Genomic DNA, 22,965 nt, shown 5'->3' with positions numbered 1-22,965 from the left:
GCGTGAACGAGTCGACAACTAACAAGGACCGCACATGGCCAAAGGCTTCGCCTCCACCACCGACCTCACTGAAAAGAAGGTGACGTTCTCCGAGATCGGTCCCGATCTCTATGCGTTCACGGCGGAGGGCGATCCGAATTCGGCGGTGATCGTCGGCGAGGACGGCTGCCTGGTGTTCGACGCCCAGGCGACGCCGGCGATGGCCGGCAAGGTGATCGAGCGCGTCCGCGCCGTCACCGACAAACCGATCAAATACGTGGTGCTGTCGCATTATCACGCAGTGCGCGTGCTCGGCGCTTCGGCGTATCAGGCGCAAGGCATCATCGCGTCGCAGGAGACCTATCGGCTGATCGAGGAGCGCGGCCAGCAGGACTGGGATTCGGAATACGGCCGGTTTCCGCGGCTGTTCCAGGATGCCGAGAGCATCCCCGGCCTGACCTGGCCGACGCTGGCGTTCGACGGCGAGATGTCGGTCTTCCTCGGCAAGCGTGAGGTGCGGCTGATGCAGCTCGGCGCCGGCCACACCTCGGGCGATATCGTCGCCTGGGTGCCGGACGCACAGGTGATGTTCACCGGCGACCTCGTCGAGTATCACTCGGCCTGCTATTGCGGCGACGCGTATTTGCGCGAGTGGCCGGCGACGCTGAACGAGATCCGCGAATTCAATCCGAAGGCGATCGCGCCCGGCCGCGGCGACGCGCTGAAGGGGCTGGAGACGACGCGCGAGGCGATCGCGATGACCCGCGATTTCGTCGGCACGCTGTACGGCGCCGCCGAACTTTCGGTCGCCAAGGGCCGCAGCCTGAAGGAGACCTGGGACGCCACCCGCGAGGCGATGGACCCGAAGTTCTCGTCCTTCGCGATCTACGAGCACTGCCTGCCGTTCAACGTCTCGCGCGCGTTCGACGAAGCCTCGGGCATCGACGATCCGGTGATCTGGACCGCCGAGCGCGACCGCGAAATGTGGGCCGCCCTGCAGGGCGGCTAGTCCGAACCGCGAGCGCGGCTACGGCCGCGCCTCGCGCCAACCGATCGGAGCACGACCATGAACATCAATGCCGCCCCGCAGATCATCGGCCGCTCGTCGCAGGACATCACGCCCGGCTACATGTCGGGCTTCGGCAATTCGTTCGAGACCGAGGCGCTGCCCGGCGCGCTGCCGATCGGGCGCAACTCGCCGCAGCGTGCCGCCTATGGGCTCTATGCCGAGCAATTGTCCGGCTCGCCTTTCACCGCGCCGCGCGGCGCCAACGAGCGCAGCTGGCTGTATCGCATCCGTCCCTCGGTGAAGCACTCCGGCCGCTTCGCCAAGGCCGAGATGGGACTGTGGCGTTCGGCGCCGTGCTTCGAGCACGACCTGCCGATCGCGCAGCTGCGCTGGGATCCGCCGCCGATGCCGCAGGAGAAGTTGACCTTCCTGCAGGGCGTGCGCACCATGACCACCGCCGGCGACGTCAACACCCAGGCCGGGATGGCAACGCATCTCTATCTGATCACCGAGTCGATGGTCGATCAGCACTTCTACAATGCCGACGGCGAGATGATGTTCGTGCCGCAGCAGGGCAGCCTGCGCCTCGTCACCGAATTCGGCGTCATCAGCATCGAGCCGGCCGAGATCGCGGTGATCCCGCGCGGCGTCAAGTTCCGGGTCGAACTGGTCGACGGTCCGGCGCGCGGCTATCTGTGCGAGAACTACGGCGGCGCCTTCACGCTGCCGGAGCGCGGCCCGATCGGCGCCAACTGCCTCGCCAATTCGCGCGACTTCCTCACCCCGGTTGCGGCCTACGAGGACAAGGACACCCCGACCGAGCTCTACGTGAAGTGGGGCGGGCAGATGTTCATGACCAAGCTGCCGCACTCGCCGATCGACGTCGTCGCCTGGCACGGCAACTACGCGCCGTACAAATACGATCTTCGGACCTATTCGCCGGTCGGCGCGATCGGCTTCGACCATCCCGATCCGTCGATCTTCACCGTGCTGACCTCGCCGTCTGAGACTGCCGGCACCGCCAACATCGACTTCGTGATCTTCCCCGAGCGCTGGATGGTGGCGGAGAACACGTTCCGGCCGCCGTGGTATCACATGAACATCATGTCGGAGTTCATGGGGCTGATCTACGGCGTGTACGACGCCAAGCCGCAGGGCTTCGTGCCCGGCGGCGCATCGCTGCACAACATGATGCTGCCGCACGGGCCTGACCGCGAGGCGTTCGATCATGCCAGCAACGGCGAGCTGAAGCCGGTGAAGCTGACCGGTACGATGGCGTTCATGTTCGAGACCCGCTACCCGCAGCGCGTCACCGACTATGCGGCGAACTCGGGCCTGCTGCAGGACGATTACGCCGACTGCTGGAACGGTCTCGAAAAGCGCTTCGATCCGAACCGGCCATGACCAAAGCTCAGGATCACGACGCTGCGGTGCTGTACGGCTATTTCCGTTCCTCCGCGGCCTATCGGGTCAGAATCGCGCTGAACCTCAAGAACATCATCGTGGCGCAGCGCTACGTGCATCTGCGCGACGGCGAGCAGAACCTCGAGGCCTATCGGTGGATCAATCCGGCCGGCCTGGTGCCGTATTGGAGCGAGGGCGAGTTCAACCTCGGCCAATCGCTGGCGATCATCGAATATCTCGACGAGACTCATCCCGAGCCGCCGCTGCTGCCGAAAGATCCGAAGGCCCGCGCCATCGTCCGCGAGATCGCCTATGCGGTCGCTTGCGACATTCATCCGATCGGCAATTTGCGGATTCTGAAGCGGCTGAGCGAACTCGGCGTCGACGAGACCGATCGGGCGATCTGGTCGAAGCAATGGATCGAGCAGGGTTTCGCCGCGATCGAGGCGCGGCTTACGCAGACGCCGGGGCCGTTCGCCTACGGCGACCGGCCGACGCTGGCCGACATCTGCATCGTGCCGCAGATCTTCAACGCCCGCCGCTTCGACGCCGACCTCGCCCCGTTCGAACGCATCCGCCAGATCGAAGCCGAAGCGATGAAGCTCGACGCCTTCGTCGCCGCCGAGCCGGGCCGGCAGCCGGATGCGGAGTGAACGTGACGAATACCCTCCCCTGGAGGGGGAGGGTCGCTCGCGTCAGCGAGCGGGGTGGGGTGGCGAAGAGTTCATCCGCCGTGCCCGCGGCACACCCCACCCCGTCCCGCATCCCGCTGCGCGGGCTGCGTGCCGACCCTCCCCCTCCAGGGGAGGGTGAAGAGAGCTTCACGATCCGGTCGAGCCGTTCAACGTTCCAGGACCCTTCATGCACCCCAACGATCCTCGTCTGCGCTCCTTCATTGAGGTGAAGGCCGACTGCGACTTTCCGATCCAGAACCTGCCTTACGGCGTGGTCTCGACCGCGAACAGTCCATCGCCCCGGGTTGGTGTCGCGATCGGCGAGTTCGTGCTCGATCTCGCCGCACTGCAGACTGCGAAGCTGCTCGACCTGCCGGCGGATGTGTTCGCGCAAGGCTCGATCAATGCCTTCATGGCGCTCGGGCCGAACGTCTGGCGCAGCACGCGGGCGCGGATCAGCGCGCTGCTCCGGCACGACAATCCCGAGCTGCGCGACGACGCCGCGCTTCGCAAGCAAGCGCTGATTCCGATGGCGGAGGCGAAGCTGCATCTGCCGCTCCGCGTCGAGGGCTTCACCGACTTCTACTCGTCGAAGGAACACGCCACCAATGTCGGCACCATGTTCCGCGACAAGACCAACCCGCTGCTGCCGAACTGGCTGCACATCCCGATCGGCTACAACGGTCGCGCCTCGACCGTCGTGGTCAGCGGCACCAAGATCCACCGCCCCCGCGGCCAGCTCAAGCCGCCGTCGGCAGAACTGCCGAGCTTCGGACCGTGCAAGCGGCTCGATTTCGAACTCGAAATCGGCGTCGTGGTCGGGCAGCCGTCGGCGATGGGCACGATGCTGACCGAACAGCAGGCCGAGGAGATGATCTTCGGCTTCACGCTGCTCAACGATTGGAGCGCCCGCGACATCCAGCAATGGGAGTACGTGCCGCTCGGGCCGTTCCAGGCCAAAGCGTTCGCGACCTCGATCAGCCCGTGGATCGTCACCCGCGAGGCGCTGGAGCCGTTCCGCATTGCCGGGCCGGCGCAGGACCCGGCGCCGCTGCCTTATCTGCAGCAGAAGGGCGCCAACAATTACGACATGGCGCTGGAAGTCGCCCTACGGACGCCGGCAATGAATGCGCCGGCGCGGATCAGCGCCACCAATTTCAAATACATGTACTGGTCGTCGGTGCAGCAGCTCGTCCACCACGCCTCCAGCGGCTGCGCGATGAGCGTCGGCGACCTGCTCGGCTCCGGCACGGTGTCGGGCCCGACGAAGGATCAGCTCGGCAGCCTGCTGGAATTGAGCTGGAACGACACGGAGCCGGTGCAGCTGCCGGGCGGCGAGACCCGCAGTTTCCTCGAAGACGGCGACAGCCTGGTGATGCGCGGCTGGTGCCAGGGCGACGGCTACCGCGTCGGCTTCGGCGAGGTCGAGGGCACGGTGCTGGCGGCGAGCGAGTAATTCCCTGCACCGTCATTCCGGGGCGCGCCGTCAGGCGCGAACCCGGAATCTCGAGGTGATCATAACTTCTGGATTCCGGGTACGCTCACTTTCGTGAGCGCCCCGGAATGACGTGACGACTTGTTACTTCCCGCCCCAGGCCTTCACCACATCGCCGATCTGCGAATGCACCGGCGGTCGCGCGGACGACGGCGTGCGGGAGAATCGCGGCGCCGGGGCCGGCTGGGTGTGGCCCTCGTGATTGATGAACACCTCGCGCGCCACCATGTGCGGATGCTTGGTGGCTTCCGACATTGTCAGGACGGGTGCGAAGCAGACGTCGGTGCCTTCCATCAGCTTGCACCATTCGTCGCGGGTCTTGGTCTTGAACACCGCGGCGAGCTTCTGCTTCAGCGCCGGCCACTGCTTCTGGTCCATCTGGGCGTCGTAGTCGGCGTCGGTCAGGCCGGCGATCTGGCGCAGCAGCGCGTAGAATTGCGGTTCGATCGAGCCGATCGAGACGAACTGGCCGTCGGCGCATGCATAGGTGCCGTAGAAATGCGCGCCGCCGTCGAGCATGTTGCTCTCGCGCCCTTCCTTCCAGCGGCCCGCCGCGGTCATGTCGAAGAACATCGTGATCAGCGAGGCGGCGCCGTCGCACATCGCGGCATCGACCACCTGGCCCTTGCCGGACTTCGACGCTTCGAGCAACGCGGCAAGGATGCCGACGACGAGATACAGCGAGCCGCCGCCGAAATCGCCGACCAGGTTGAGCGGCGGCACCGGCTTGTCGGCCGGGCCGATCGCCGCGAGCGCGCCGGTGATCGAGATGTAGTTGATGTCGTGGCCGGCGGCCTGCGCCAGCGGGCCGGTCTGGCCCCAGCCGGTCATCCGCGCGTAGACCAGCTTCGGATTGCGCGCCATCACCACGTCGGGTCCGAGGCCGAGACGTTCCATCACGCCGGGGCGATAGCCTTCGACCAGCGCGTCGGCGCTATCGAGCAGCTTCAGCACGTCGGCCACCGAGGCCTTGTCCTTCAGATCGACGGTGACGACGGTGCGGCCGCGCGCGGCGGCGCCCTGCGGCTTCTGGCCGGCGCGCACCAGCGTGATCACCTCGGCGCCCATGTCGGCGAGCAGCATCGAGCCGAACGGGCCCGGCCCGATGCCGGCGAATTCGACGATGCGGGTGCCGGCGAGCGGGCCGCTGGCGTTGGCTTTCGTGGTCGGCTTGGGGGAGGCGGTCGCTGTGTCTTGCACCTTGGGTGTCCATTGTTGTTGTCCGCGCGCGGCGCGGAGCGGTTGTTGTCGGGATCAATCACCATGCCCGGTGTGCTCCGGGCAAGTGACTTTTCGTCCCAGCGCCGCATGCCGCCATGCTGCGGCACCGCACAAAAACAAAGCGGCGCGCGAAACCGCGCGCCGCCTGCCGTGTCATGGAATTGGTCAGCCGGCGGCCTGCACCGCGCGCTGCGCCATCACCTTGATCAGGTTGGCGCGGTAGTCGGAGGTGCCGTGGATGTCCTCGATCAGGCCATCGTCGGAGACCTTGATGCCGTCGAGCGCCGACGCCGACCAGTTCGCCTTCAGCGCGTCTTCGATCACCGGCACCCGCATCACGCCGTCCTGCGACGCGCCGGTCGCGGCGGCGCGGATCTCGCCGCTCTTCAGCTTGGCGACAAACACGCCGGTCAGCGCGAAGCGCGACGCCGGGTTGCGCATCTTGGCGTAGCCGGCCTTTTCCGGCACCGGGAACGAGATCGCGGTAATCATCTCGTTGTCTTCCAGCGCCGTCATGAACAGCCCCTTGAAGAACTGATCGGCCGGGATCTCGCGCTTGTTGGTCTTCACCGTGGCGTTGAGCGCCAGGATCGCGGCCGGATAGTCCGCGGCCGGATCGTTGGTCGCGACCGAACCGCCGATCGTGCCGCGATAACGCACCGCCGGATCGCCCAGCACCGAGGTGAGATGCGCGATCGCCGGGATCAGCCGCTTCACGTCGGCATTGTGCATGATGTCGTAATAGGTGGTCGCCGCCTTGATGGTCAGCGTGTCGCCGCTGGCCTCGATCCCGATCAGCGCCGGGATCTTGGCGATGTCGACGAGATCGCCCGGCGCTGCGAGCCGCTGCTTCATCACCGGCAGCAGCGTGTGGCCGCCGGCGAGGAATTTGGCGTCGCTGCCCTTGGCGATCAGCGCCACGGCTTCGTCGACCGAGGAGGCGCGGTGATAGTTGGTGGAATACATGAATATCTCCTGTCAGAGATCGATTGTTGTCTGTCCAACAAGCTCTGCGTCATTGCGAGGAGCGAAGCCTCTGGATCGCTTCGCGGAGCCTGTGCCCGGACCGCGCGACGCGCGGACCCGGGTGCTCGCAATGACGGTCTTATTCGGCCGCCTGTTGCAATTGCATCGCGTGCCAGACCCGGTCGGGCGTCGCCGGCATTTCCAGCCGGTTGTTGCCGATCGCGTCGGTGATGGCGTTGATCACCGCTGCGGAAGCGCCGATCGCGCCGGCCTCGCCGCAGCCCTTGACGCCGAGCGGATTGCCCGGACACAGCGTCGTGGTGTGCGAGATATGGAACGACGGCACGTCGTCGGCGCGCGGCATCGCGTAGTCCATGAACGACGCGGTGACGAGCTGGCCGCTGTCGTCGTAGATCGCGTTCTCCAGGATCGCCTGACCGATGCCCTGGACCAGGCCACCATGGACCTGGCCCTCGACGATCATCGGGTTGATCAGCCGCCCGAAATCGTCGACCGCGACGAAGTTGACGAACGAGGTCTTGCCGGTGCCCGGATCGACCTCGACTTCGCAGATGTAGGAGCCGGCCGGGAAGGTGAAGTTGGTCGGATCGTAGAACGCGCTTTCCTTCAGGCCGGGCTCCATGCCGTCGGGCAGGTTGTGCGCCGTGTAGGCGGCGAGCGCGACCATCGGCAGCGCGATCGCCTTGTCGGTGCCGGTGACTTTGAATTCGCCGTTCTCGATGACGATATCGTTCTCGGAGGCTTCGAGCTGATGCGCCGCGATCTTCTTGGCCTTGGCTTCGACCTTCTCCATCGCCTTGAAGATCGCCGACATGCCGACCGCGGCCGAGCGCGACCCGTAGGTGCCCATGCCGAACTGCACCTTGTCGGTGTCGCCGTGCACGATCGACACTTGGCCGATCGGAATGCCGAGCCGGTCGGCGACCAGTTGGGCGAAGGTGGTCTCGTGGCCCTGGCCGTGGCTGTGCGAGCCGGTCAGGATCTCGATGGTGCCGACCGGGTTGACGCGGACTTCAGCAGATTCCCACAGCCCGACGCCGGCGCCGAGCGAGCCGACCGCCTTCGACGGCGCGATGCCGCAGGCCTCGATGTAGCAGGACAGGCCGATGCCGCGCAGCTTGCCTTCGCTCTTGGCCTTGGCCTTGCGGCCTGCGAAGCCGGCATAATCGATCGCCTTCAGCGCAGCGTCGAGCGACGCGTTGAAGTCGCCGGTGTCGTACGCCATGATCACCGGAGTCTGATGCGGGAACTGGGTGATGAAGTTCTTGCGCCGCAGCTCGGCCGGGTCGACCTTGAGCTGCCGCGCCGCGGTCTCGACCAGACGTTCCAGCAGATAGCAGGCCTCGGGGCGGCCGGCGCCGCGATAGGCGTCGACCGGCGTGGTGTTGGTATAGACACCCACCACCTCGGTGTAGATCGCCGGGATGTTGTACTGGCCGCTCAGCAGCGTCGCGTACAGATAGGTCGGCACCGACGACGAGAACAGCGACATATAGGCGCCGAAATTGGCGTAGGTCTTGACCCGCAGCCCGAGCATCCTGTTGTCGGCGTCGAACGCCATCTCGGCTTTCGACAGATGATCCCGGCCGTGCGCGTCGGTGACGAATGCTTCGTTGCGGTCACCGGTCCACTTCACCGGGCGGCCGGTCTTCTTCGAGGCCCACAGCGCCACCATCTCTTCCGGATAGATGAAGATCTTGGAGCCGAAGCCGCCGCCGACATCGGGCGCCACCACCCGCAGCTTGTGCTCGGGGGCGATGTTGTAGAACGCCGACAGCACCAGGCGCGCGACATGCGGGTTCTGCGAGGTGGTGTAGAGCGTGAAGTGCTCTTCGGCTGGATTGTACTCGGCCAGCGCCGCGCGCGGCTCCATCGCGTTCGGCACCAACCGGTTGTTGGTGAGCTCGATCGAGACGACGTTGGCGGCCTTGCTGAACGCCTCGTCGGTCGCCTTCTGGTCGCCGATCTCCCAGTCGTAGACGATATTGCCGGGCGCTTCGGGGTGGAGCTGCGCTGCACCATCGGCAATCGCCGCCTTGATGTTGGCGACCGCGGGCAGTTCCTCGTAATGCACCACCACGGCCTCGGCGGCGTCGCGGGCGAGGTTCTTGCTCTCGGCGATCACCACCGCGACCGCCTGGCCGACGAAGCGCACCGTTTCCGGCGCCATCGCCGGCCATGCGCCCATCTTCATTGCCGAGCCGTCCTTGGAGTGGATCGCCCAGCCGCAGATCAGGTTGCCGACCTTGTCGTCGACGATCTGCTGGCCGGTGAGCACGTCGATCACGCCCGGCATCGCCTTGGCGGCGTCGATTTCGATGCCGGTGATCTTGGCGTGCGCGTGCGGGCTGCGCACGAAATGCGCATAGGTCATGCCCTGCAGCTTGATATCGTCGACATAGCGGCCGCGGCCGGTGATGAAGCGGCGGTCTTCCTTGCGCGCGACGCGCGCGCCGATACCCTCAATGCCCATGTGCAATTCTCTCCCTTCGACTGCTTTGGCCGCGCGGATTCGGAACGTCGCGGGTCGCAGCCATCATTCGAACGTGTGGTCGGCGACGAAACGGCAGGCGGGCAGGCGGCCTATTCGGCGGCCTGCGCCACATTCATGCGGGAGGCGGCGTCGAGCACCGACTTGACGATGTTATGATAGCCGGTGCACCGGCAGATGTTGCCTTCGAGCTCGTGGCGCACGGTCTCTTCGTCGAGATTGCCGCCGTAGCGGTTGACGATGTCGATCGCCGACATGATCATGCCGGGCGTGCAGTAGCCGCACTGCAAACCGTGATTGTCGCGGAACGCCGCCTGCATCGGATGCAGTTCGTCGCCCTTGGAGATGCCTTCGATCGTGGTGATGTTGGCGCCGTCGGCCTGGCCGACCAGCGTCGTGCACGACTTCACCGCACGGCCGTCGATATGCACCACGCAGCAGCCGCATTGGCTGGTATCGCAGCCGACATGGGTTCCGGTCAGGCCGAGATGATCGCGCAGCAGATGCACGAGGAGCGTTCGATCCTCGACATCCGCCGTCACCAGCTTGCCGTTGACGGTCATTGAGACTTTGGACACGCGTCAGTCCTCCCGATGAATTTTTAATTGTTCCAATTAGAAGCGCGGCAGCCGGACTTTGCAACTGGGATTTTGTCGCTGGCCGGCATGCTGCGAAGCGGCGAGCATCGATGACGGTTCAGTGACCGTAGCGAGCGTTTCCGGGAGTCGTTCGCAGAACTAAGCGGTTTACGCAGCTTTTAGAGAATGCCGCGTAGCTTCGGAGTACCCGGTTCGTTTCCGGGGCGTTGGCGCGTGGACGGGGTACGATCAAGTGAGCGTGACGACTGTCGCCGGACCGCAGGGTAAATCCGCGGGGCTGGCCCTGAGGTTTCGTGGCAAGGTGACGCTCGGCTTTGCGGTGGTGCTTGGCATCACCGCGATCAGCATGGGGCTGGCCTTTGTCGGGTTCGAGCGCGTGTCGGACGGCGTCCTCGCCTATCGCGACGGCGTCCGGCAGTCCGACCTCGCCCGCAATATCGACCGTGAGATGATCGGCTACGAGGCCCGGGCGCGGCACTACGTGCTCACCGGCAAGGACGACGACGCCAAGGCGGCGCTCGCGGCCCAGGATCAGCTCAAGGGCGCGATCGATCACTCGCTGCAGGCGGCGAGCAAGCCGGCGCAGCGCGAGGCGCTGACCCGGCTGTCCGGCGAATTCTCCACCTTCGCCAAGCTGTTCGCGGAGATCGTGGCGCTCAAGACCGACAGCGCCCGGGTGGTGCAGAACGGGCTGACGCGCGGCGGGCTCAACCTGCGCTACAAGTTCGACGATCTGGTGAGCACCGCGGGCGATCGCGAGGATTCGAGCGCCGAGCTCGGCGCCAAGCGGGCTTCGGAGCAATACGCGGCCGCAATGACGCTGGCCAACACCTTTGCGATCAATTCCAGCGTCCCGGTCGCCGACAACGCCTTGGCACGGCTGAAATTCGTCGAGAATTCGCTGAACATCATCAAGTCCGGCGACGCCGAGATCTCGGGCGCGGTGAAGGAAATCTTCACCATGCTGGAGGCTTACCGGCAGGCGTTGATCAAGCTCTCGGACAACGTCAAGGCGATCGACGCCAAGGTCGCCACCATGGTCGGCGCCGCGGCGGCGATCATCAAGGATTCCGAGGCGATCAAGGCGGACCTGCTGGCCGATCAGCAGCGGCTGGAGCGCGAATCCGACGCCACGGTCGCCGCCACCGAGCAGATGGTGGCGGTACTCGGGATCGGCGGCTTCCTGCTCGGCGCGGTGCTGGCGGTGCTGCTCGGCCGCGGCATCTCGCGCCCGATGCAGACGATGTGCGCTGCAATGCGGCGGCTGGCCGGCGGCGATTTCAACGTGGTGCTGCCGGGGCTCGGTCGCCGCGACGAGATCGGCGAGATGGCCGCCGCCGTCGAGGAATTCAAGATCCAGGCCACCCGCAAGGCCGAACAGGACGCGATCGCCCGCGAGCGCGAGGCCGAAGCCGGACGCGCGGCGAGGCGCGCCGAACTGTTCGGCTTCGCCAGCGAATTCGAGACCGCGGTCGGCGCCATCGTGGCACATGTCTCCGAAGCCGCGACACAGCTCGAAAGCGCCGCCGCGACGCTGACCCGTACCGCGGAGACCACGCAGGCGCTGTCCGGCCAGGTCGCAGGGGATTCGCAGCAGGCGTCGTCCGGGATGCAGGCCGTCGCCTCCGCCACCGAGGAACTGTCCGCCTCGGTCGGCGAGATCGGCCGCCGGGTCGGGCAGTCGAGCGAGATCGCCGAAGCCGCGGTCGAGCAGGCCCACGAGACCGACGCCCGGATCGGCAAGCTGACCCAGGCGGCGCAGCAGATCGGCGAGGTGATGCAGCTCATCACCACGATCGCCGAACAGACCAACCTGCTGGCGCTCAACGCCACCATCGAGGCCGCACGCGCCGGCGAGGCGGGCCGCGGCTTCGCGGTGGTCGCCGCCGAGGTGAAGTCGCTGGCGACCCAGACCGCAAAGGCGACCGACGAGATTTCGTCTCAGGTTGCCGAGATACAGGAGGCGACCCGCGACTCGGTGGCGTCGATCCAGAAGATCGGCAGCACGATCTCGGAGATCTCGACGATCTCCGCCTCGATCGCCAGTGCCGTCACCCAGCAGGACGCCGCCACGCGCGCGATCGCCGGCAGCGTGCAGGGCGTCGCCCAGGGCACCCAGCGGGTCGCGGGCAACATCGCCGAGGTCAATCGCGGTGCGGCCGAGACCGGCGCCGCCTCGGCGCAGGTGCTGCAATCGGCCCGCAGCCTGTCGGCCGAGAGTGCACGTCTGCGTGCCGAGCTCGATCGCTTCATGGCGAATATCCCGGTCATTGCCAGCGAGGCGAAGCAATCGAGGGCGTCGTAACGCGGCCCTGGATTGCTCACAGGGGGTTTTGTCCCCACGGCATCTCCCTGCTTGCGCAAACCGGGGTCCGAGCCTGTCGGGGGATCTGGGTTCGCCTGCCAGATCAACCTCACATTCGGTCGCCGTAGATGCGACGTGCCAGGATTCCGCTTGCGACGGGAGGCTCGGTTTGCGCGCCAAGGCGACGATCGATCCCCTGCGACCGCGCTCGCCGCGCTCCCGGAACCATTTCGTCAGCTCCGACTGCGGCTGGTGCCGTAGCGAAAGCCAAGCCAATTGGACGAAGCTAAGGGCATCAGTACACGCCCAAGCCAGCCCGTCAGGATGACGCTTCGTGCTGATCGGGGGCGTGCGGCTCCTCCCCCGGCTCCGCCGGGATCGTCACCAGCCGTCCGTAGCGCACGCCGCGCTCGGCGAAGATGTGGTCGGCGAAGTGCTGCAGCTCGCTGGCATTGCCGTCGAGGATCGTCACTTCCAGGCACTGATCGTGGTCGAGATGCACGTGCATCGTCGCCCGCGACAGCTCGTGGTGATGGTGGAAGCTCTGCGTCAGCTTGCCCGGCAGGCCGCGCTTGGCGTGATCGTAGGTATAGACCATCGCGCCGACGCAATGCCCGCTGGTGGTCTCCGCCGCGGTCTGCTGGATGCCGATCCGCGCCAGATCGCGGATCGCCTCGGAGCGGTTCTGGTAGCCGCGCGCCGCGATGATCGTGTCGAGCTTCTCCATCAGGTCGTCGTCGAGCGTGATGGTGACGCGGTGCATCGATGGCCCCTCTCGTGGTGACTGCGTTGTCGGTATGAAGTTTGATTGACTTTGTCATACTCGCCGGGCACGCTGCGACCGTGGGCGCTCTGCCGGGACCGCCTGCGATATCAGATTTGGGGCGGGCGCGTCTTGCAGCGATGCAGGACACGAGGGGGTGTGCGTGGCGAGTCTCCGGCGAGAGTTGATGCGCGGCTGTGCGGCCGGCTGCATCGCATTGAGTTTTGCTGCCACGAGTTGCACGGCGCAGGCCGAGCAGGCACTGCCGCAAGTCACGGTCGATGCCCCGGCCGACGCGAAGCCCAAACCGCCGCCGCGGCGTGCACCCGCGACCGCGGCGCGCGAAGGTCGCGCGATCCCGGCGCCATCGGCCCCAGCCCCATCTTCGTCGACAGCCTTGACCGCGAGCGCCGGCCCGGGCGCACGGATCGCGCCGGAGGACCAGGCCGCGAGCAGCCGCGTCATCACCGGCGCCGAGATCAACGCGCTGCCGTTCATGCGACCTGGCGAAGCGCTGGAAGCGGCACCCGGACTGGTGGTCACCCAGCATTCGGGCGAAGGCAAAGCCAACCAGTATTTTCTCCGCGGCTTCAACCTCGACCACGGCACCGATCTCGCCATCACCATCGACGGCATGCCGGTGAACATGCCGACCCACGGCCACGGCCAGGGCTATGCCGACGTCAACTTCCTGATCGCCGAGCTGATCGGCACCATGACGGTGCGCAAGGGGCCGTATTTCGCCGATGTCGGCGACTTCGGCTCGGCCGGCGCGCTCGGCATCGAGTACTTGCGGGCGATGCCCAAGAATCTCGCCGAGGTCACGGTCGGCAGTTTCGGCTATCGCCGCTTGCTCGGCGCCGGCTCGACCCGCGTCGGTGACGGCACCTGGCTGGCCGCGTTCGAAGCCAGCACCTACAACGGCCCGTGGGACGTGCCGGACAACGTCCGCAAGCTCAACGGCGTGCTGCGCTACAGCCAGGGCACCGCGACCGACGGCTTCTCGCTGACCGGAATGGCCTATTCCAACCGCTGGACCTCGACCGACCAGGTCGCGCAGCGCGCGATCGACTCCGGGCTGATCGGCCGCTACGGCTCGCTCGATCCGACCGATGGCGGCATCTCCAGCCGCTACAGCCTGTCCGGCAGGTTCGCCAAATCGAGCGACATCGGCCAGACCGACCTCAACGCCTATGTGATCCGCTCGTCGCTGCAGCTCTACAACAACTTCACCTACTTCCTCGACGATCCGGTGAACGGCGACCAGTTCAACCAGTACGACCGCCGCACGGTGCTCGGCCTGAACGGCACGCAGCGCTTCGACTATCGGTTCGCCGGGCTGCCGGTGGAAACCCGGATTGGACTTCAGACCCGCGCCGACAACATCGATCTCGGCCTCGACAAGACGCTGCGGCGCGACTGGCTGTCGACGGTACGGGCCGACGAGGTCTCGGAGCAGTCGCTCGGGCTCTGGACCGACACCACGGTGCGCTGGACCGACTGGCTGCGCACCACCGCCGGCGTTCGGCAGGATTTCTTCACCGGACGGGTGATCAGCGATAATCCGGCGAATTCCGGCAACGCCTCGGCATCGATGACCAGCCCGAAGGTCGGCATCGTGCTCGGTCCCTGGGCCAGCACCGAGTTCTACGGCAATGCCGGCACCGGTCTGCACAGCAACGATATCCGCGGCGCCACCATCACCGTCGACCCCAACTCGGGCGATCCGGTGAACCGCGTCCCGCTGCTGGTGCGCTCCAAGGGCGCCGAACTCGGCATCCGCAACAAATCGATCCCGGAGCTGACGACGTCGCTCGCGGTGTTCGTGCTCGATTTCGACTCGGAGCTGCTGTTCGTCGGCGACGCCGGCACCACCGAAGCGAGCCGGCCGAGCCGCCGGGTCGGTATCGAATGGACCAGCCAGTATCGGCCGCTGTCCTGGCTCGGCGTCGATCTCGATGTCGCCTACACCAAAGCGCGGTTCACGGATTTCGACCCGGCCGGCGACTTCATCCCGGGCGCACCGGCCTGGGTGGCGAGCGCCGGCATCACGCTCGGCGAGCAGCGCGGCTGGTTCGGTGCGCTGAAAGGCCGCTACTTCGGCCCGCGGCCGCTGATCGAGGACGACAGCGTGCGCTCGCTGTCGTCGCTGATCTTCAACGCCCGCGCCGGCTATCGCTTCGACAACGGCGTGCGACTGCAGCTCGACGTGCTGAACCTGTTCAACGCCAAGACCAATCAGATCGAATATTACTACCTGTCCCGGTTGCCGGGCGAGCCGCTGGGCGGCACCAGCGACCGCCACGTCCATCCGGTGGAACCGCTGGCGGTTCGGCTGACGCTGGCGGGGACGTTCTGATCACACGACCTTGTCATCACGCATGCAGCGGGCGGGATGCGTGATCATCCGGTTCCGGATGTGACTTCGTCCACTCCGGACGACCGGGAGTCCAAACGACAAACGCGCGCCGGCGTGTGAACGCCGACGCGCGCCTCGTAACTCGCTGGTTCCCAGGCGCTGCGAGACGCCTCGGCCGAGCGGCTCACTGCTTGTGCATCATCCACGACCAGCGGTCTCGTGCCGCCGCAAACAATGCTCAGTCAGCCAACCTCAGCGGGCGTCCCCAGCGAGGTGACAGCGTTTCGAGTGAGACACTGGACCACCTCCTTTCGTTGTTTCCGATGTAGTGAGGATAGATACGATTCTGCGGTTTGTGAAGAGGTCATGACGCTGGACCGGGCACGGAACAGGTGCCGGTCCCACTCGTTGGTTTCGCTTCACAGGGAGACCAACATGAACCCAGAAGCCAACGAAACCCTCAAACTGATCGGCAGCGACAAGGTGCAGGGAACCGCGGTGTACGGGCCGGACGGCGAGAAGATCGGTTCGATCGAGCGGGTCATGATCGAAAAGGTCAGCGGCCGGGTATCCTACGCCGTGCTGTCGTTCGGCGGCTTCCTCGGCATCGGCGACGACCACTATCCGCTGCCCTGGCCCGCCCTGAAATACAACGTCGACCTCGGCGGCTATCAGGTGATGGTCACCGCCGACCAGCTCGAACGCGCGCCGAAGTACGGCCGCGGCGCAGAATGGGACGGGCGCGGTGCCCGCGAGGTCGATGATTACTACGGCGTGGCGCTGACCTGATCGCAACACCGTCAGGTACCCGCGTCGTTGCCAGTGGAGCAGGCAATCCAAAAGCTCTATGCACGGAGCCGCCTGGATTGCTTCGCCGCTTTCGCTGCTCGCATTGACGCCATCGACTCTCTCCCTCAAGCTGCCGAGCGCCGATGATCGACGACCTTTGGTACAAGAACGGGGTGATCTATTGCCTGTCGGTCGCGTCGTATATGGACGCCAACGGCGACGGCATCGGAGACTTCAGGGGCCTGACCCGGCGGCTGGATTATCTGAACGGTCTCGGGGTCACGGCGATCTGGCTGATGCCGTTTCAACCCTCGCCCTATCGCGACGACGGCTACGATATCTCCGACTATTACGGCGTCGATCCGCGCTACGGCACGCTCGGCGACTTCGTCGAATTCACCCATGGCTGCAAGCAGCGCGGCATGCGGGTGATCATCGACCTCGTGGTCAATCACACCTCCGACCAGCACCCCTGGTTCAAGCAGGCGCGCGCCGATCCGGACTCGCCGTATCGCGACTGGTACGTGTGGTCGGACAGGAAGCCCGCCCATGCCGACCAGGGCATGGTGTTTCCGGGCGTGCAGAAAAGCACCTGGACTCACGACAAGCAGGCAATGGCTTGGTACTTCCACCGTTTCTACGAATTCCAGCCCGATCTCAACACCGCCAATCCCTATGTGCAGGAAGAGATCCTGAAGATCATGGGGTTCTGGATCCAGCTCGGCGTCTCCGGCTTCCGGATGGACGCGGTGCCGTTCGTGATCGCCACCAAGGGCCCGAAGGTCAAAAAGCCGGTCGAGCAGTTCGACATGCTGCGCACCTTCCGTGAATTCCTGCAATGGCGCAAAGGCGACTCGATCATCCTGGCGGAGGCCAACGTCCGGCCCGAAGACGATCTGCACTATTTCGGCGACGACGGCGAACGCATGCAGATGATGTTCAACTTCCATGTGAACCAGCATCTGTTCTACGCTCTCGCCGCCGCCGACACCGGTCCGCTGGCCAGGGCGCTGGTCGACACCAAATCACGACCTGCGACCGCGCAATGGGGCCTGTTCCTGCGCAACCACGACGAGCTCGATCTCGGCCGGCTGACCAAGGCTCAGCGCCAGACGGTGTTCGAAAAGTTCGGCCCCGACAAAACCATGCAGCTGTACGATCGCGGCATCCGGCGGCGGCTGGCACCGATGCTCGGCGGCGATCAGCGGCGACTCGAACTCGCCTACAGCCTGATGATGACGCTGCCGGGCACTCCGGTGGTCCGCTATGGCGACGAGATCGCGATGGGCGACGACCTGTCGCTGCCGGAGCGGCGCTGCGCCCGCACGCCGATGCAATGGTCGACCGAGCCGCACGGCGGCTTTACCACGAGCGACAAGCCGGAGGTCCCGGTGATCGACACGGCGCCTATGGCTTCGAGCACGTCAACGTCGCCCAGCAGCGCCGCGATCCGGACTCGATGCTGAACTGGACCGAACGCATCATCCGGATGCGCAAGGAAGTGCCGGAAATCGGCTGGGGCGACTTCAAGGTGATCGCTGTGCGCGATCCCGCGGTGCTGATCCTGCGTTACGACTGGCGCAACAATTCGGTGTTGTTCGTGCATAATCTCGACGAGCAGCCACGCGAAGTGTCGTTCGCGGTCGGATTGCCGGACGGCGCCGGCGACACCTTGATCGACCTGCTCGGCCACAATCACAGCCATGCGGAGCGCGGCCGGCATAAGCTGCTGATCGAAGGCTATGGCTATCGCTGGTTCCGGGTCGGCGGCCTGGACTATCTGCTGCGCCGGACCGAAGTCGATGGCGGCGGACGTTCAAAGGCCTGAGCCAAAAGGAGGCTTTCTGCATTGCGAGGAGGCTAAGCCGACGAAGCAATCCAGCTCAATGTACTGAGCTGGATTGCTTGGCTCGCAATGACGAAGTGCTATTGGACGAGGCTAGGCGCAGCTCAGCCGGCTACACCACTTCTTCCGGTGCGCGGCCGACGACGATGCCTTCGTCGCCGCGCAGATCGAGCGTGGCGCCGATGCGTTCGCCGGAGCGGTCGAGCATGGTGGAAAGCAGCACCTCGCCATCCAGCCCGATCGCATCTGAGGCGACCGAGATCGGATCGGGACCGAGATTGAGGGCGATGAGCACCGACTGCCCTTGATAGTGCCGGCGATACAGCAACAGATCACCTTCCGCGGCGAGCGGCTGATAGTCGCCGAGCGAAAGCTGCGGCAGTCGCCGTCGCAGCCGCAGCAGCGCGCGATACAGGTTGAGGATGGACTGCGCATCCGCCCGCAGATTGGCGACACTGTCCTGCGCGGCGTCCGGCGCCAACGGCAGCCACGGCCGGGCGTCGGAGAACCCGGCGTTGGCCGAGGCGTCCCACTGCATCGGGGTGCGGCAGCCGTCGCGGCCGACGCCGATGCCCGGCACGTTCTTTTCGAACGGATCCTGCACATCCTCCGGCGCGATCTCGACCTGCTCCATGCCGAGCTCGTCGCCGTAATACATCGTCGGAGTGCCGCGCAGCGTCAGCAGCAGCATCGCGGCGACACGCGCCTGCGCCGGTCCGACCCGGCTCGCCACCCGCGGCCGATCGTGATTGCCCAGCACCCAATTCGGCCAGGCGCCGGAGGGCAGCGCCTGCTCGTAGCGATCGATCAGCGCCGCGATGTCGCGGGCGTGCCACTGGGCCGACAACAGCGCGAAATTGAACGGCAGTTGTGCGCCGTTCAGCTCGGCGCCGTAATACGCCACCAGCCGTTCGATCGGCAGATAGATCTCGCCGATCAGGAGGCGATGATCGAACTCCTCGATCACGCTGCGCAGTTCGGCCACGACATCCAGCGTCTCCGGCCGATCGGCGGAGTAGATCGGGATCAGCGCGGCATGCGGCGGCATGCCGGGGCGGAAGTCCGGATTAGGCGGGTTGTCGCGGAACTGATCGTCCTTGATCAGATGCCAGATGACATCGACCCGGAAGCCGTCGACGCCCTTGCGCAGCCAGAACCGCATCGCCTGGTAGATCGCATCCCGCACTTGCGGATTGCGCCAGTTGAGGTCGGGCTGCTGCTTCAGAAAGGCATGATAATAATATTGGCCGGTGGCGTCGTCGTATTCCCAGCCGCTGCCGCCGAACTCGGACAGCCAATTGGTCGGCGGCCCTCCGTCCGGCGCCGGATCGCGCCAGATGTACCAATCACGCTTCGGATTGTCGCGAGACGACCGGCTCTCGATGAACCAAGGATGCTGGTCGGACGAATGGTTCGGCACCAGATCGAGGATGACCTTGAGCCCGCGGGCGTGCGCGGTGAGCACCAGCGCGTCGAAATCGTCCATGGTGCCGAAGATCGGATCGATGCCGACATAATCGGCGACGTCGTAGCCGAAGTCGGCCATCGGCGACGGAAAGATCGGCGACAGCCAGATCGCATCGACGCCGAGATCGGACAGATAGCCGAGCCGATCGATGATGCCGCGCAGATCGCCGATGCCGTCGCTGTTGCTGTCCTGAAACGAACGCGGATAGATCTGATACAGCACCCCCGCCGCCCACCACGACGCGCTCGCAACAGTTTCCATTCACCTGTCTCCCCATGTCGGTCTCTGACGCGGTAGGGCGCGGCTTTGTTCCGAGCGTCACCGCATCCGAACCGCCGTGGTTGCACAGTCGTGCGTCAGCGCCGTGAACCGATGGCCGCCGGGGTAATCTTCAACCAGGGCTCCGGCGGCGCCTGTGGCTTCAGAGTCATTCGACTGTCGGAGACAGCCGGCAAGATCCGGCCCGGCAGGAATCGCGGCGGTGACAGGTTCGTCGACAGGGCGTCGACTCGACGAAAACTATACCAGACTACCGATCAACGAATTCGTGAATTGTCGACGCGTCTGGAGATGGTCGAACCGACTTGATCGCAAGTGATTGTTTACTGCAAGCAAGCAGGTTCTGCTGCGGCGCGATGCCGCCGGTAGCCGAGTGTTTGCAAGGCTTGCCGCGTCGCGAAACTATGCCAAGTTGGGAACTGGGTGGGTTGCCAACGAATTGTCGGTCAAAGACTGAAATTCCAACCAACGCATCACTCTAGAGGAAGGTAGTAATGACGCAGATCTTCAAAGTGTATCAGGACGTCGCCAAGGCGCAGGCGGCTGTCGCGGAGTTGAAGGCGGCTTCGTTTAGCAACGCCGCGATTGTCTCCAGTGACAAGGACGGTACCGTGGTGACGGTCGACCCGCCGTTCGGCAAGGGCGGTCAGGCCGACGCCATCCTCAACCGCCACGGCGCGATCCGGGACGTTTCCAGCCGCCATGGCGGCAGCGCCTCGCTGACGGATTCGTCCACCCGCCTGACCGGCGCGCCGCGGCTGACCGACTCCCGCACCACCCTGGGCGGGATCTTCCCCGAGCTGACCAGCCCGAACTTCTTCCTGTCCTCGATGTTCGGCCCGCTGCTGTCGGCCTCGCAGAAGCCTTGGTCGTCGCTGGCCGCCAGCCAGAAGCCGTGGTCGGCGCTGACCAAGAACCAGGATGCCTGGTCCTCGCTGGCCGCCAATCAGAAGGCCTCGGCCCAGTTGATCAACAATCCGGCGCCGTTCTCGTCGATGCTCGGCCTGCCGGTGCTGGCCGGTCGCTGAGTCACTTTCCTTTTGCACCACGTTGATCGCGTCGAGAGCGCCGGTTCTGCCGGCGCTCTTTTGCGTTGCAACAATCGCTGGCGGTACGCCGAAATGGCTTGAAGGTGCAGGATGCTTCCGGAATCAATCGATGAATTCCGGAGGTCGCGATGCGGTTGGTGTCCGCGGGGTCGGATATTCTTGGCAGATTGCGGATCACGAGCGCGCGCCACGTGAACGGCGTCGCCGTGCCGGCAAGCCCCTCTCGGGTCGCGTACTCTGCTGAGGTCGCGTGCTTTGCTGAATTCGGGAGCGGATGATGCTCGAACTCAGCCTGATCGCCGTGATCGGACTGGCAGCGATCTACTGGACGGCGCTGTGGTGGGTGGGCCGGCACGACGACGTGCTGTACGGCGATTTCATCAGCTCCGAAGGCACCGCAATGTTGACGGCTATCGAACCGTCGCCCCGGTCGCAACCAGCGCCAGTTCCCCCGCTACCCCGCACGCGTCGCCCGCCATCCCTGATGGCACCGACCACACCAGCACCGGCTTCGGCCCTGGTCGGCGCGGGGCTCGCCTCGCCGACGAACCTCACCGCGCCACCAGCGTCGCGGCCAGCGCCGCTCGATTCAACTGCGGTCGAGCCACCTCATGAGCCGTCCCGCAAGGCCGATCAGTACGACGTGCTGGCGTCACTGCTCGAGACGATCAAGCGCGACCTGAACGCCGCCGCTGGCAGACCCTGATTCGAAGTCGATCGGCGCGCTCAGTCGTGATGGCGCGGGATCAGATTGGCCTTGGCGTGCTGATGCGCGCCCTGATGACCGCTCGCGATGACTACGCCGAACAGGATCAGCACCGTCGACGCCGCGGCCATAGCCAACAGCAGGATGTCGAAGGTCATCATGGTGCTCGTCATGATCGTATCCCCCTGCATGAAGCAGCGAGACAGCTTCGCGCCGATCCGGCAGGCGCGCGTTGACGCCGATCAACCGCGGCGGCGGCGTGCTACCAGGATTGCGCCGGGCGCAAGGTGGCCGGATGCAGCGGAGAATTCAGCGCCGCGTGCCGAGCACTGCCAAGGCGACCTTGCGGCCGCGGCCGTCGACCTGCAGGGCGAAGCCCAGATCGGTGCGATCCGGATCGAGCAGGCGCTGCTGATACTGTGGATTGTCCAGCCACTGCCGCCGGAACGCCCGCAGGTCCGCGACCGTCGGTTCGCGGCCGCACCCGCCGCAGGCTCCTGCGATGACGCCGATCGAGCGGAAGCTGCGCCGCTGATCCGCCGGCACGTTTTCAAACGCATCGCCGCCTGTCAGGTCGATGCCGTCGGAGCTCTTCGGCGGCATCATGGCTACGGCCGCTTCGCTCAGTGCGCTGCTCGGCTGCAGCGGCGGCGCGCCTTTCGCCTTGCGCGCGCTGTTGATCAGTTCGGCCATGCGCGGCAACACCTCGTCCTCGGCCAGCACTTCCGGCGTTTCGTCCGGAGCCGAGCCGCGCGGCGTGCCGGGGCCGGCGAAGGTCTGGACGCCGTACAGGCCCTGCTCGCGGTCGTGCACCAGGCCGTAGCCGAAACGATCCAGCCCCTCGCGCAAGATGTTCTCGCGATGATGCGGACTGTTCATCCAGCCCTGCTGAAGCTGCTCGACGGTGCCGGTGGTCGCCGGCGGCCGGCAACCGGCGCAGCGAGCGATGTTCTCCGCCACCAGCCGCCAGCGGCTGCCGCCGGCGGCGATGTAGCGGTCCTGGACATCGTTCCCCTCGGGCGAGGCGTGCGCGTAGTAGTTGCGTTTGAACATGTCGTCGGCGTGACGTTGCGCCGCCTCGTTCAACGTGTCGCCGAGCCGCAGCGGCGACAGTCCATGCTGCTGGCGGGCGGCATTGACCAGTTCGAGCGCGCGCTGCCGGAGCTGGTCGAGATCGTTCGGGGTTTGGGCCGCGGCCGGCACTGCCACCAGCGCCGCCGCAACCATGGCGACCGCCAGGCGACCGCGCCCGGCCGCGCGCCGGATTCCAGCCATATGGATGCGGACTGCATCGAACATCGCCAGACCAATCCGTCCAGGAATGACTGGTTCCTGGGAAGACGCCGATAGCCCTTGGCGGAACGGGCAGTCTCGGCTAGATCAGGAGCTGTCCGGCGGATTCCTCCGGCCCGGCGCGGGCGTAGTTCAATGGTAGAACGGCAGCTTCCCAAGCTGCATACGAGGGTTCGATTCCCTTCGCCCGCTCCACTCCATTTAGATCAACGCCACCCCGGATCGACCTCATCGAGAGCCGGGCGCGTT

17 protein-coding genes, 1 tRNA gene and 1 pseudogene are annotated in these 22,965 nt (G+C 65.8%); 11 read left to right on the top strand and 8 right to left on the bottom strand.

Translation table 11 applies throughout. The annotated features are described in order from the left end of the window. The first annotated feature begins 34 nt into the window (after positions 1-34). The 4 genes from DWA33_RS03860 (at position 35) to fahA (ending at position 4,522) form a co-directional block, all read left to right on the top strand. Complete coding sequence (locus DWA33_RS03860; protein WP_114356770.1) at positions 35-988, top strand: MBL fold metallo-hydrolase; 954 nt, start codon at positions 35-37, stop codon at positions 986-988. Between the two features lie 57 nt (positions 989-1,045). After that, complete coding sequence (gene hmgA, locus DWA33_RS03855) at positions 1,046-2,392, top strand: homogentisate 1,2-dioxygenase (protein ID WP_114356769.1); 1,347 nt, start codon at positions 1,046-1,048, stop codon at positions 2,390-2,392. Further along, positions 2,389-3,045, top strand: a complete 657-nt coding sequence (gene maiA / locus DWA33_RS03850; protein WP_114356768.1) for a maleylacetoacetate isomerase — start codon at positions 2,389-2,391, stop codon at positions 3,043-3,045. The genes hmgA and maiA overlap by 4 nt, the downstream gene beginning before the upstream one ends. A gap of 208 nt (positions 3,046-3,253) precedes the next feature. Continuing rightward, the gene (gene fahA / locus DWA33_RS03845; protein ID WP_114356767.1) at positions 3,254-4,522 is read left to right on the top strand and encodes a fumarylacetoacetase; all 1,269 of its coding nucleotides are present in this window, start codon (positions 3,254-3,256) and stop codon (positions 4,520-4,522) included. 123 nt (positions 4,523-4,645) lie between these two features. On the opposite strand, the gene DWA33_RS03840 is transcribed toward fahA, so the two are convergent. The 4 genes from DWA33_RS03840 to DWA33_RS03825 all read right to left on the bottom strand — a co-directional run bounded on the left by DWA33_RS03840 (position 4,646) and on the right by DWA33_RS03825 (position 9,838). Beyond that, positions 4,646-5,761, bottom strand: a complete 1,116-nt coding sequence (locus DWA33_RS03840) for a CaiB/BaiF CoA transferase family protein (protein ID WP_114356766.1) — start codon at positions 5,759-5,761, stop codon at positions 4,646-4,648. Positions 5,762-5,947: 186 nt separating this feature from the next. Beyond that, the gene (locus DWA33_RS03835; protein ID WP_114356765.1) at positions 5,948-6,748 is read right to left on the bottom strand and encodes an FAD binding domain-containing protein; all 801 of its coding nucleotides are present in this window, start codon (positions 6,746-6,748) and stop codon (positions 5,948-5,950) included. 139 nt (positions 6,749-6,887) lie between these two features. Next, positions 6,888-9,242 (bottom strand): xanthine dehydrogenase family protein molybdopterin-binding subunit, encoded by a 2,355-nt coding sequence (locus DWA33_RS03830; protein WP_114356764.1) that lies wholly within the window; start codon positions 9,240-9,242, stop codon positions 6,888-6,890. A 110-nt stretch (positions 9,243-9,352) separates the two neighbouring features. Next, the gene (locus DWA33_RS03825; RefSeq protein WP_114356763.1) at positions 9,353-9,838 is read right to left on the bottom strand and encodes a (2Fe-2S)-binding protein; all 486 of its coding nucleotides are present in this window, start codon (positions 9,836-9,838) and stop codon (positions 9,353-9,355) included. Between the two features lie 253 nt (positions 9,839-10,091). Here DWA33_RS03825 and DWA33_RS03820 point away from each other — a divergent pair, with 253 nt between their 5' ends. Next, complete coding sequence (locus tag DWA33_RS03820; protein WP_114356762.1) at positions 10,092-12,164, top strand: methyl-accepting chemotaxis protein; 2,073 nt, start codon at positions 10,092-10,094, stop codon at positions 12,162-12,164. A 319-nt stretch (positions 12,165-12,483) separates the two neighbouring features. On the opposite strand, the gene nikR is transcribed toward DWA33_RS03820, so the two are convergent. After that, complete coding sequence (nikR, locus tag DWA33_RS03815; RefSeq protein ID WP_114356761.1) at positions 12,484-12,927, bottom strand: nickel-responsive transcriptional regulator NikR; 444 nt, start codon at positions 12,925-12,927, stop codon at positions 12,484-12,486. 187 nt (positions 12,928-13,114) lie between these two features. Here nikR and DWA33_RS03810 point away from each other — a divergent pair, with 187 nt between their 5' ends. From DWA33_RS03810 to DWA33_RS03800, 3 genes and pseudogenes are all read left to right on the top strand, one after another. Then, positions 13,115-15,286 carry a TonB-dependent receptor gene (locus DWA33_RS03810; RefSeq protein ID WP_114356760.1) on the top strand — a complete coding sequence of 724 codons (2,172 nt, stop codon included), beginning with the start codon at positions 13,115-13,117 and terminating at the stop codon, positions 15,284-15,286. Positions 15,287-15,721: 435 nt separating this feature from the next. After that, positions 15,722-16,075 (top strand): PRC-barrel domain-containing protein, encoded by a 354-nt coding sequence (locus DWA33_RS03805; RefSeq protein ID WP_114356759.1) that lies wholly within the window; start codon positions 15,722-15,724, stop codon positions 16,073-16,075. Between the two features lie 143 nt (positions 16,076-16,218). Then, positions 16,219-17,903 (top strand): annotated as a pseudogene (locus DWA33_RS03800) (alpha-amylase family protein). 130 nt (positions 17,904-18,033) lie between these two features. Here the strand turns inward: DWA33_RS03800 and DWA33_RS03795 are convergent. After that, entirely contained in the window at positions 18,034-19,650 is a 1,617-nt protein-coding gene (locus DWA33_RS03795; RefSeq protein ID WP_114356758.1) for an alpha-amylase family glycosyl hydrolase, read from the bottom strand. Positions 19,651-20,162: 512 nt separating this feature from the next. Between DWA33_RS03795 and DWA33_RS03790 the strand changes: the two genes are divergently transcribed. After that, positions 20,163-20,696 (top strand): hypothetical protein, encoded by a 534-nt coding sequence (locus tag DWA33_RS03790; RefSeq protein ID WP_114356757.1) that lies wholly within the window; start codon positions 20,163-20,165, stop codon positions 20,694-20,696. A gap of 298 nt (positions 20,697-20,994) precedes the next feature. Beyond that, positions 20,995-21,423, top strand: coding sequence for a hypothetical protein (locus tag DWA33_RS03785; RefSeq protein WP_114356838.1), 429 nt, complete (start codon positions 20,995-20,997; stop codon positions 21,421-21,423). A 20-nt stretch (positions 21,424-21,443) separates the two neighbouring features. On the opposite strand, the gene DWA33_RS25085 is transcribed toward DWA33_RS03785, so the two are convergent. Both DWA33_RS25085 and DWA33_RS03780 read right to left on the bottom strand, forming a co-directional pair. Continuing rightward, positions 21,444-21,596: a hypothetical protein gene (locus tag DWA33_RS25085; RefSeq protein WP_167443111.1), complete on the bottom strand. Its 153-nt coding sequence runs from the start codon at positions 21,594-21,596 to the stop codon at positions 21,444-21,446. Positions 21,597-21,732: 136 nt separating this feature from the next. Continuing rightward, positions 21,733-22,722 (bottom strand): CAP domain-containing protein, encoded by a 990-nt coding sequence (locus tag DWA33_RS03780; RefSeq protein ID WP_114356756.1) that lies wholly within the window; start codon positions 22,720-22,722, stop codon positions 21,733-21,735. Positions 22,723-22,837: 115 nt separating this feature from the next. Here DWA33_RS03780 and DWA33_RS03775 point away from each other — a divergent pair. After that, positions 22,838-22,911: transfer RNA gene (locus DWA33_RS03775), tRNA-Gly, on the top strand. The last annotated feature ends 54 nt before the right edge of the window (positions 22,912-22,965 follow it).

This window comes from Rhodopseudomonas pentothenatexigens, assembly GCF_900218015.1.
Lineage (GTDB): Bacteria > Pseudomonadota > Alphaproteobacteria > Rhizobiales > Xanthobacteraceae > Rhodopseudomonas > Rhodopseudomonas pentothenatexigens.
Note: the sequence above shows the minus strand (reverse complement) of the source record. Positions and strands in the feature narration are given on the sequence as shown.

Coding starts and splice junctions, on each gene's coding strand:
- DWA33_RS03830 (WP_114356764.1), bottom strand. CDS start 9,242: ATGGGCATTGAGGGTATCGGCGCGCGCGTCGCGCGCAAGGAAGACCGC.
- DWA33_RS03805 (WP_114356759.1), top strand. CDS start 15,722: ATGAACCCAGAAGCCAACGAAACCCTCAAACTGATCGGCAGCGACAAG.
- DWA33_RS03780 (WP_114356756.1), bottom strand. CDS start 22,722: ATGTTCGATGCAGTCCGCATCCATATGGCTGGAATCCGGCGCGCGGCC.
- fahA (WP_114356767.1), top strand. CDS start 3,254: ATGCACCCCAACGATCCTCGTCTGCGCTCCTTCATTGAGGTGAAGGCC.
- DWA33_RS03790 (WP_114356757.1), top strand. CDS start 20,163: ATGACGCAGATCTTCAAAGTGTATCAGGACGTCGCCAAGGCGCAGGCG.
- maiA (WP_114356768.1), top strand. CDS start 2,389: ATGACCAAAGCTCAGGATCACGACGCTGCGGTGCTGTACGGCTATTTC.
- nikR (WP_114356761.1), bottom strand. CDS start 12,927: ATGCACCGCGTCACCATCACGCTCGACGACGACCTGATGGAGAAGCTC.
- hmgA (WP_114356769.1), top strand. CDS start 1,046: ATGAACATCAATGCCGCCCCGCAGATCATCGGCCGCTCGTCGCAGGAC.
- DWA33_RS03835 (WP_114356765.1), bottom strand. CDS start 6,748: ATGTATTCCACCAACTATCACCGCGCCTCCTCGGTCGACGAAGCCGTG.
- DWA33_RS03785 (WP_114356838.1), top strand. CDS start 20,995: ATGCTCGAACTCAGCCTGATCGCCGTGATCGGACTGGCAGCGATCTAC.
- DWA33_RS03810 (WP_114356760.1), top strand. CDS start 13,115: ATGCGCGGCTGTGCGGCCGGCTGCATCGCATTGAGTTTTGCTGCCACG.
- DWA33_RS03860 (WP_114356770.1), top strand. CDS start 35: ATGGCCAAAGGCTTCGCCTCCACCACCGACCTCACTGAAAAGAAGGTG.
- DWA33_RS25085 (WP_167443111.1), bottom strand. CDS start 21,596: ATGACGAGCACCATGATGACCTTCGACATCCTGCTGTTGGCTATGGCC.
- DWA33_RS03795 (WP_114356758.1), bottom strand. CDS start 19,650: ATGGAAACTGTTGCGAGCGCGTCGTGGTGGGCGGCGGGGGTGCTGTAT.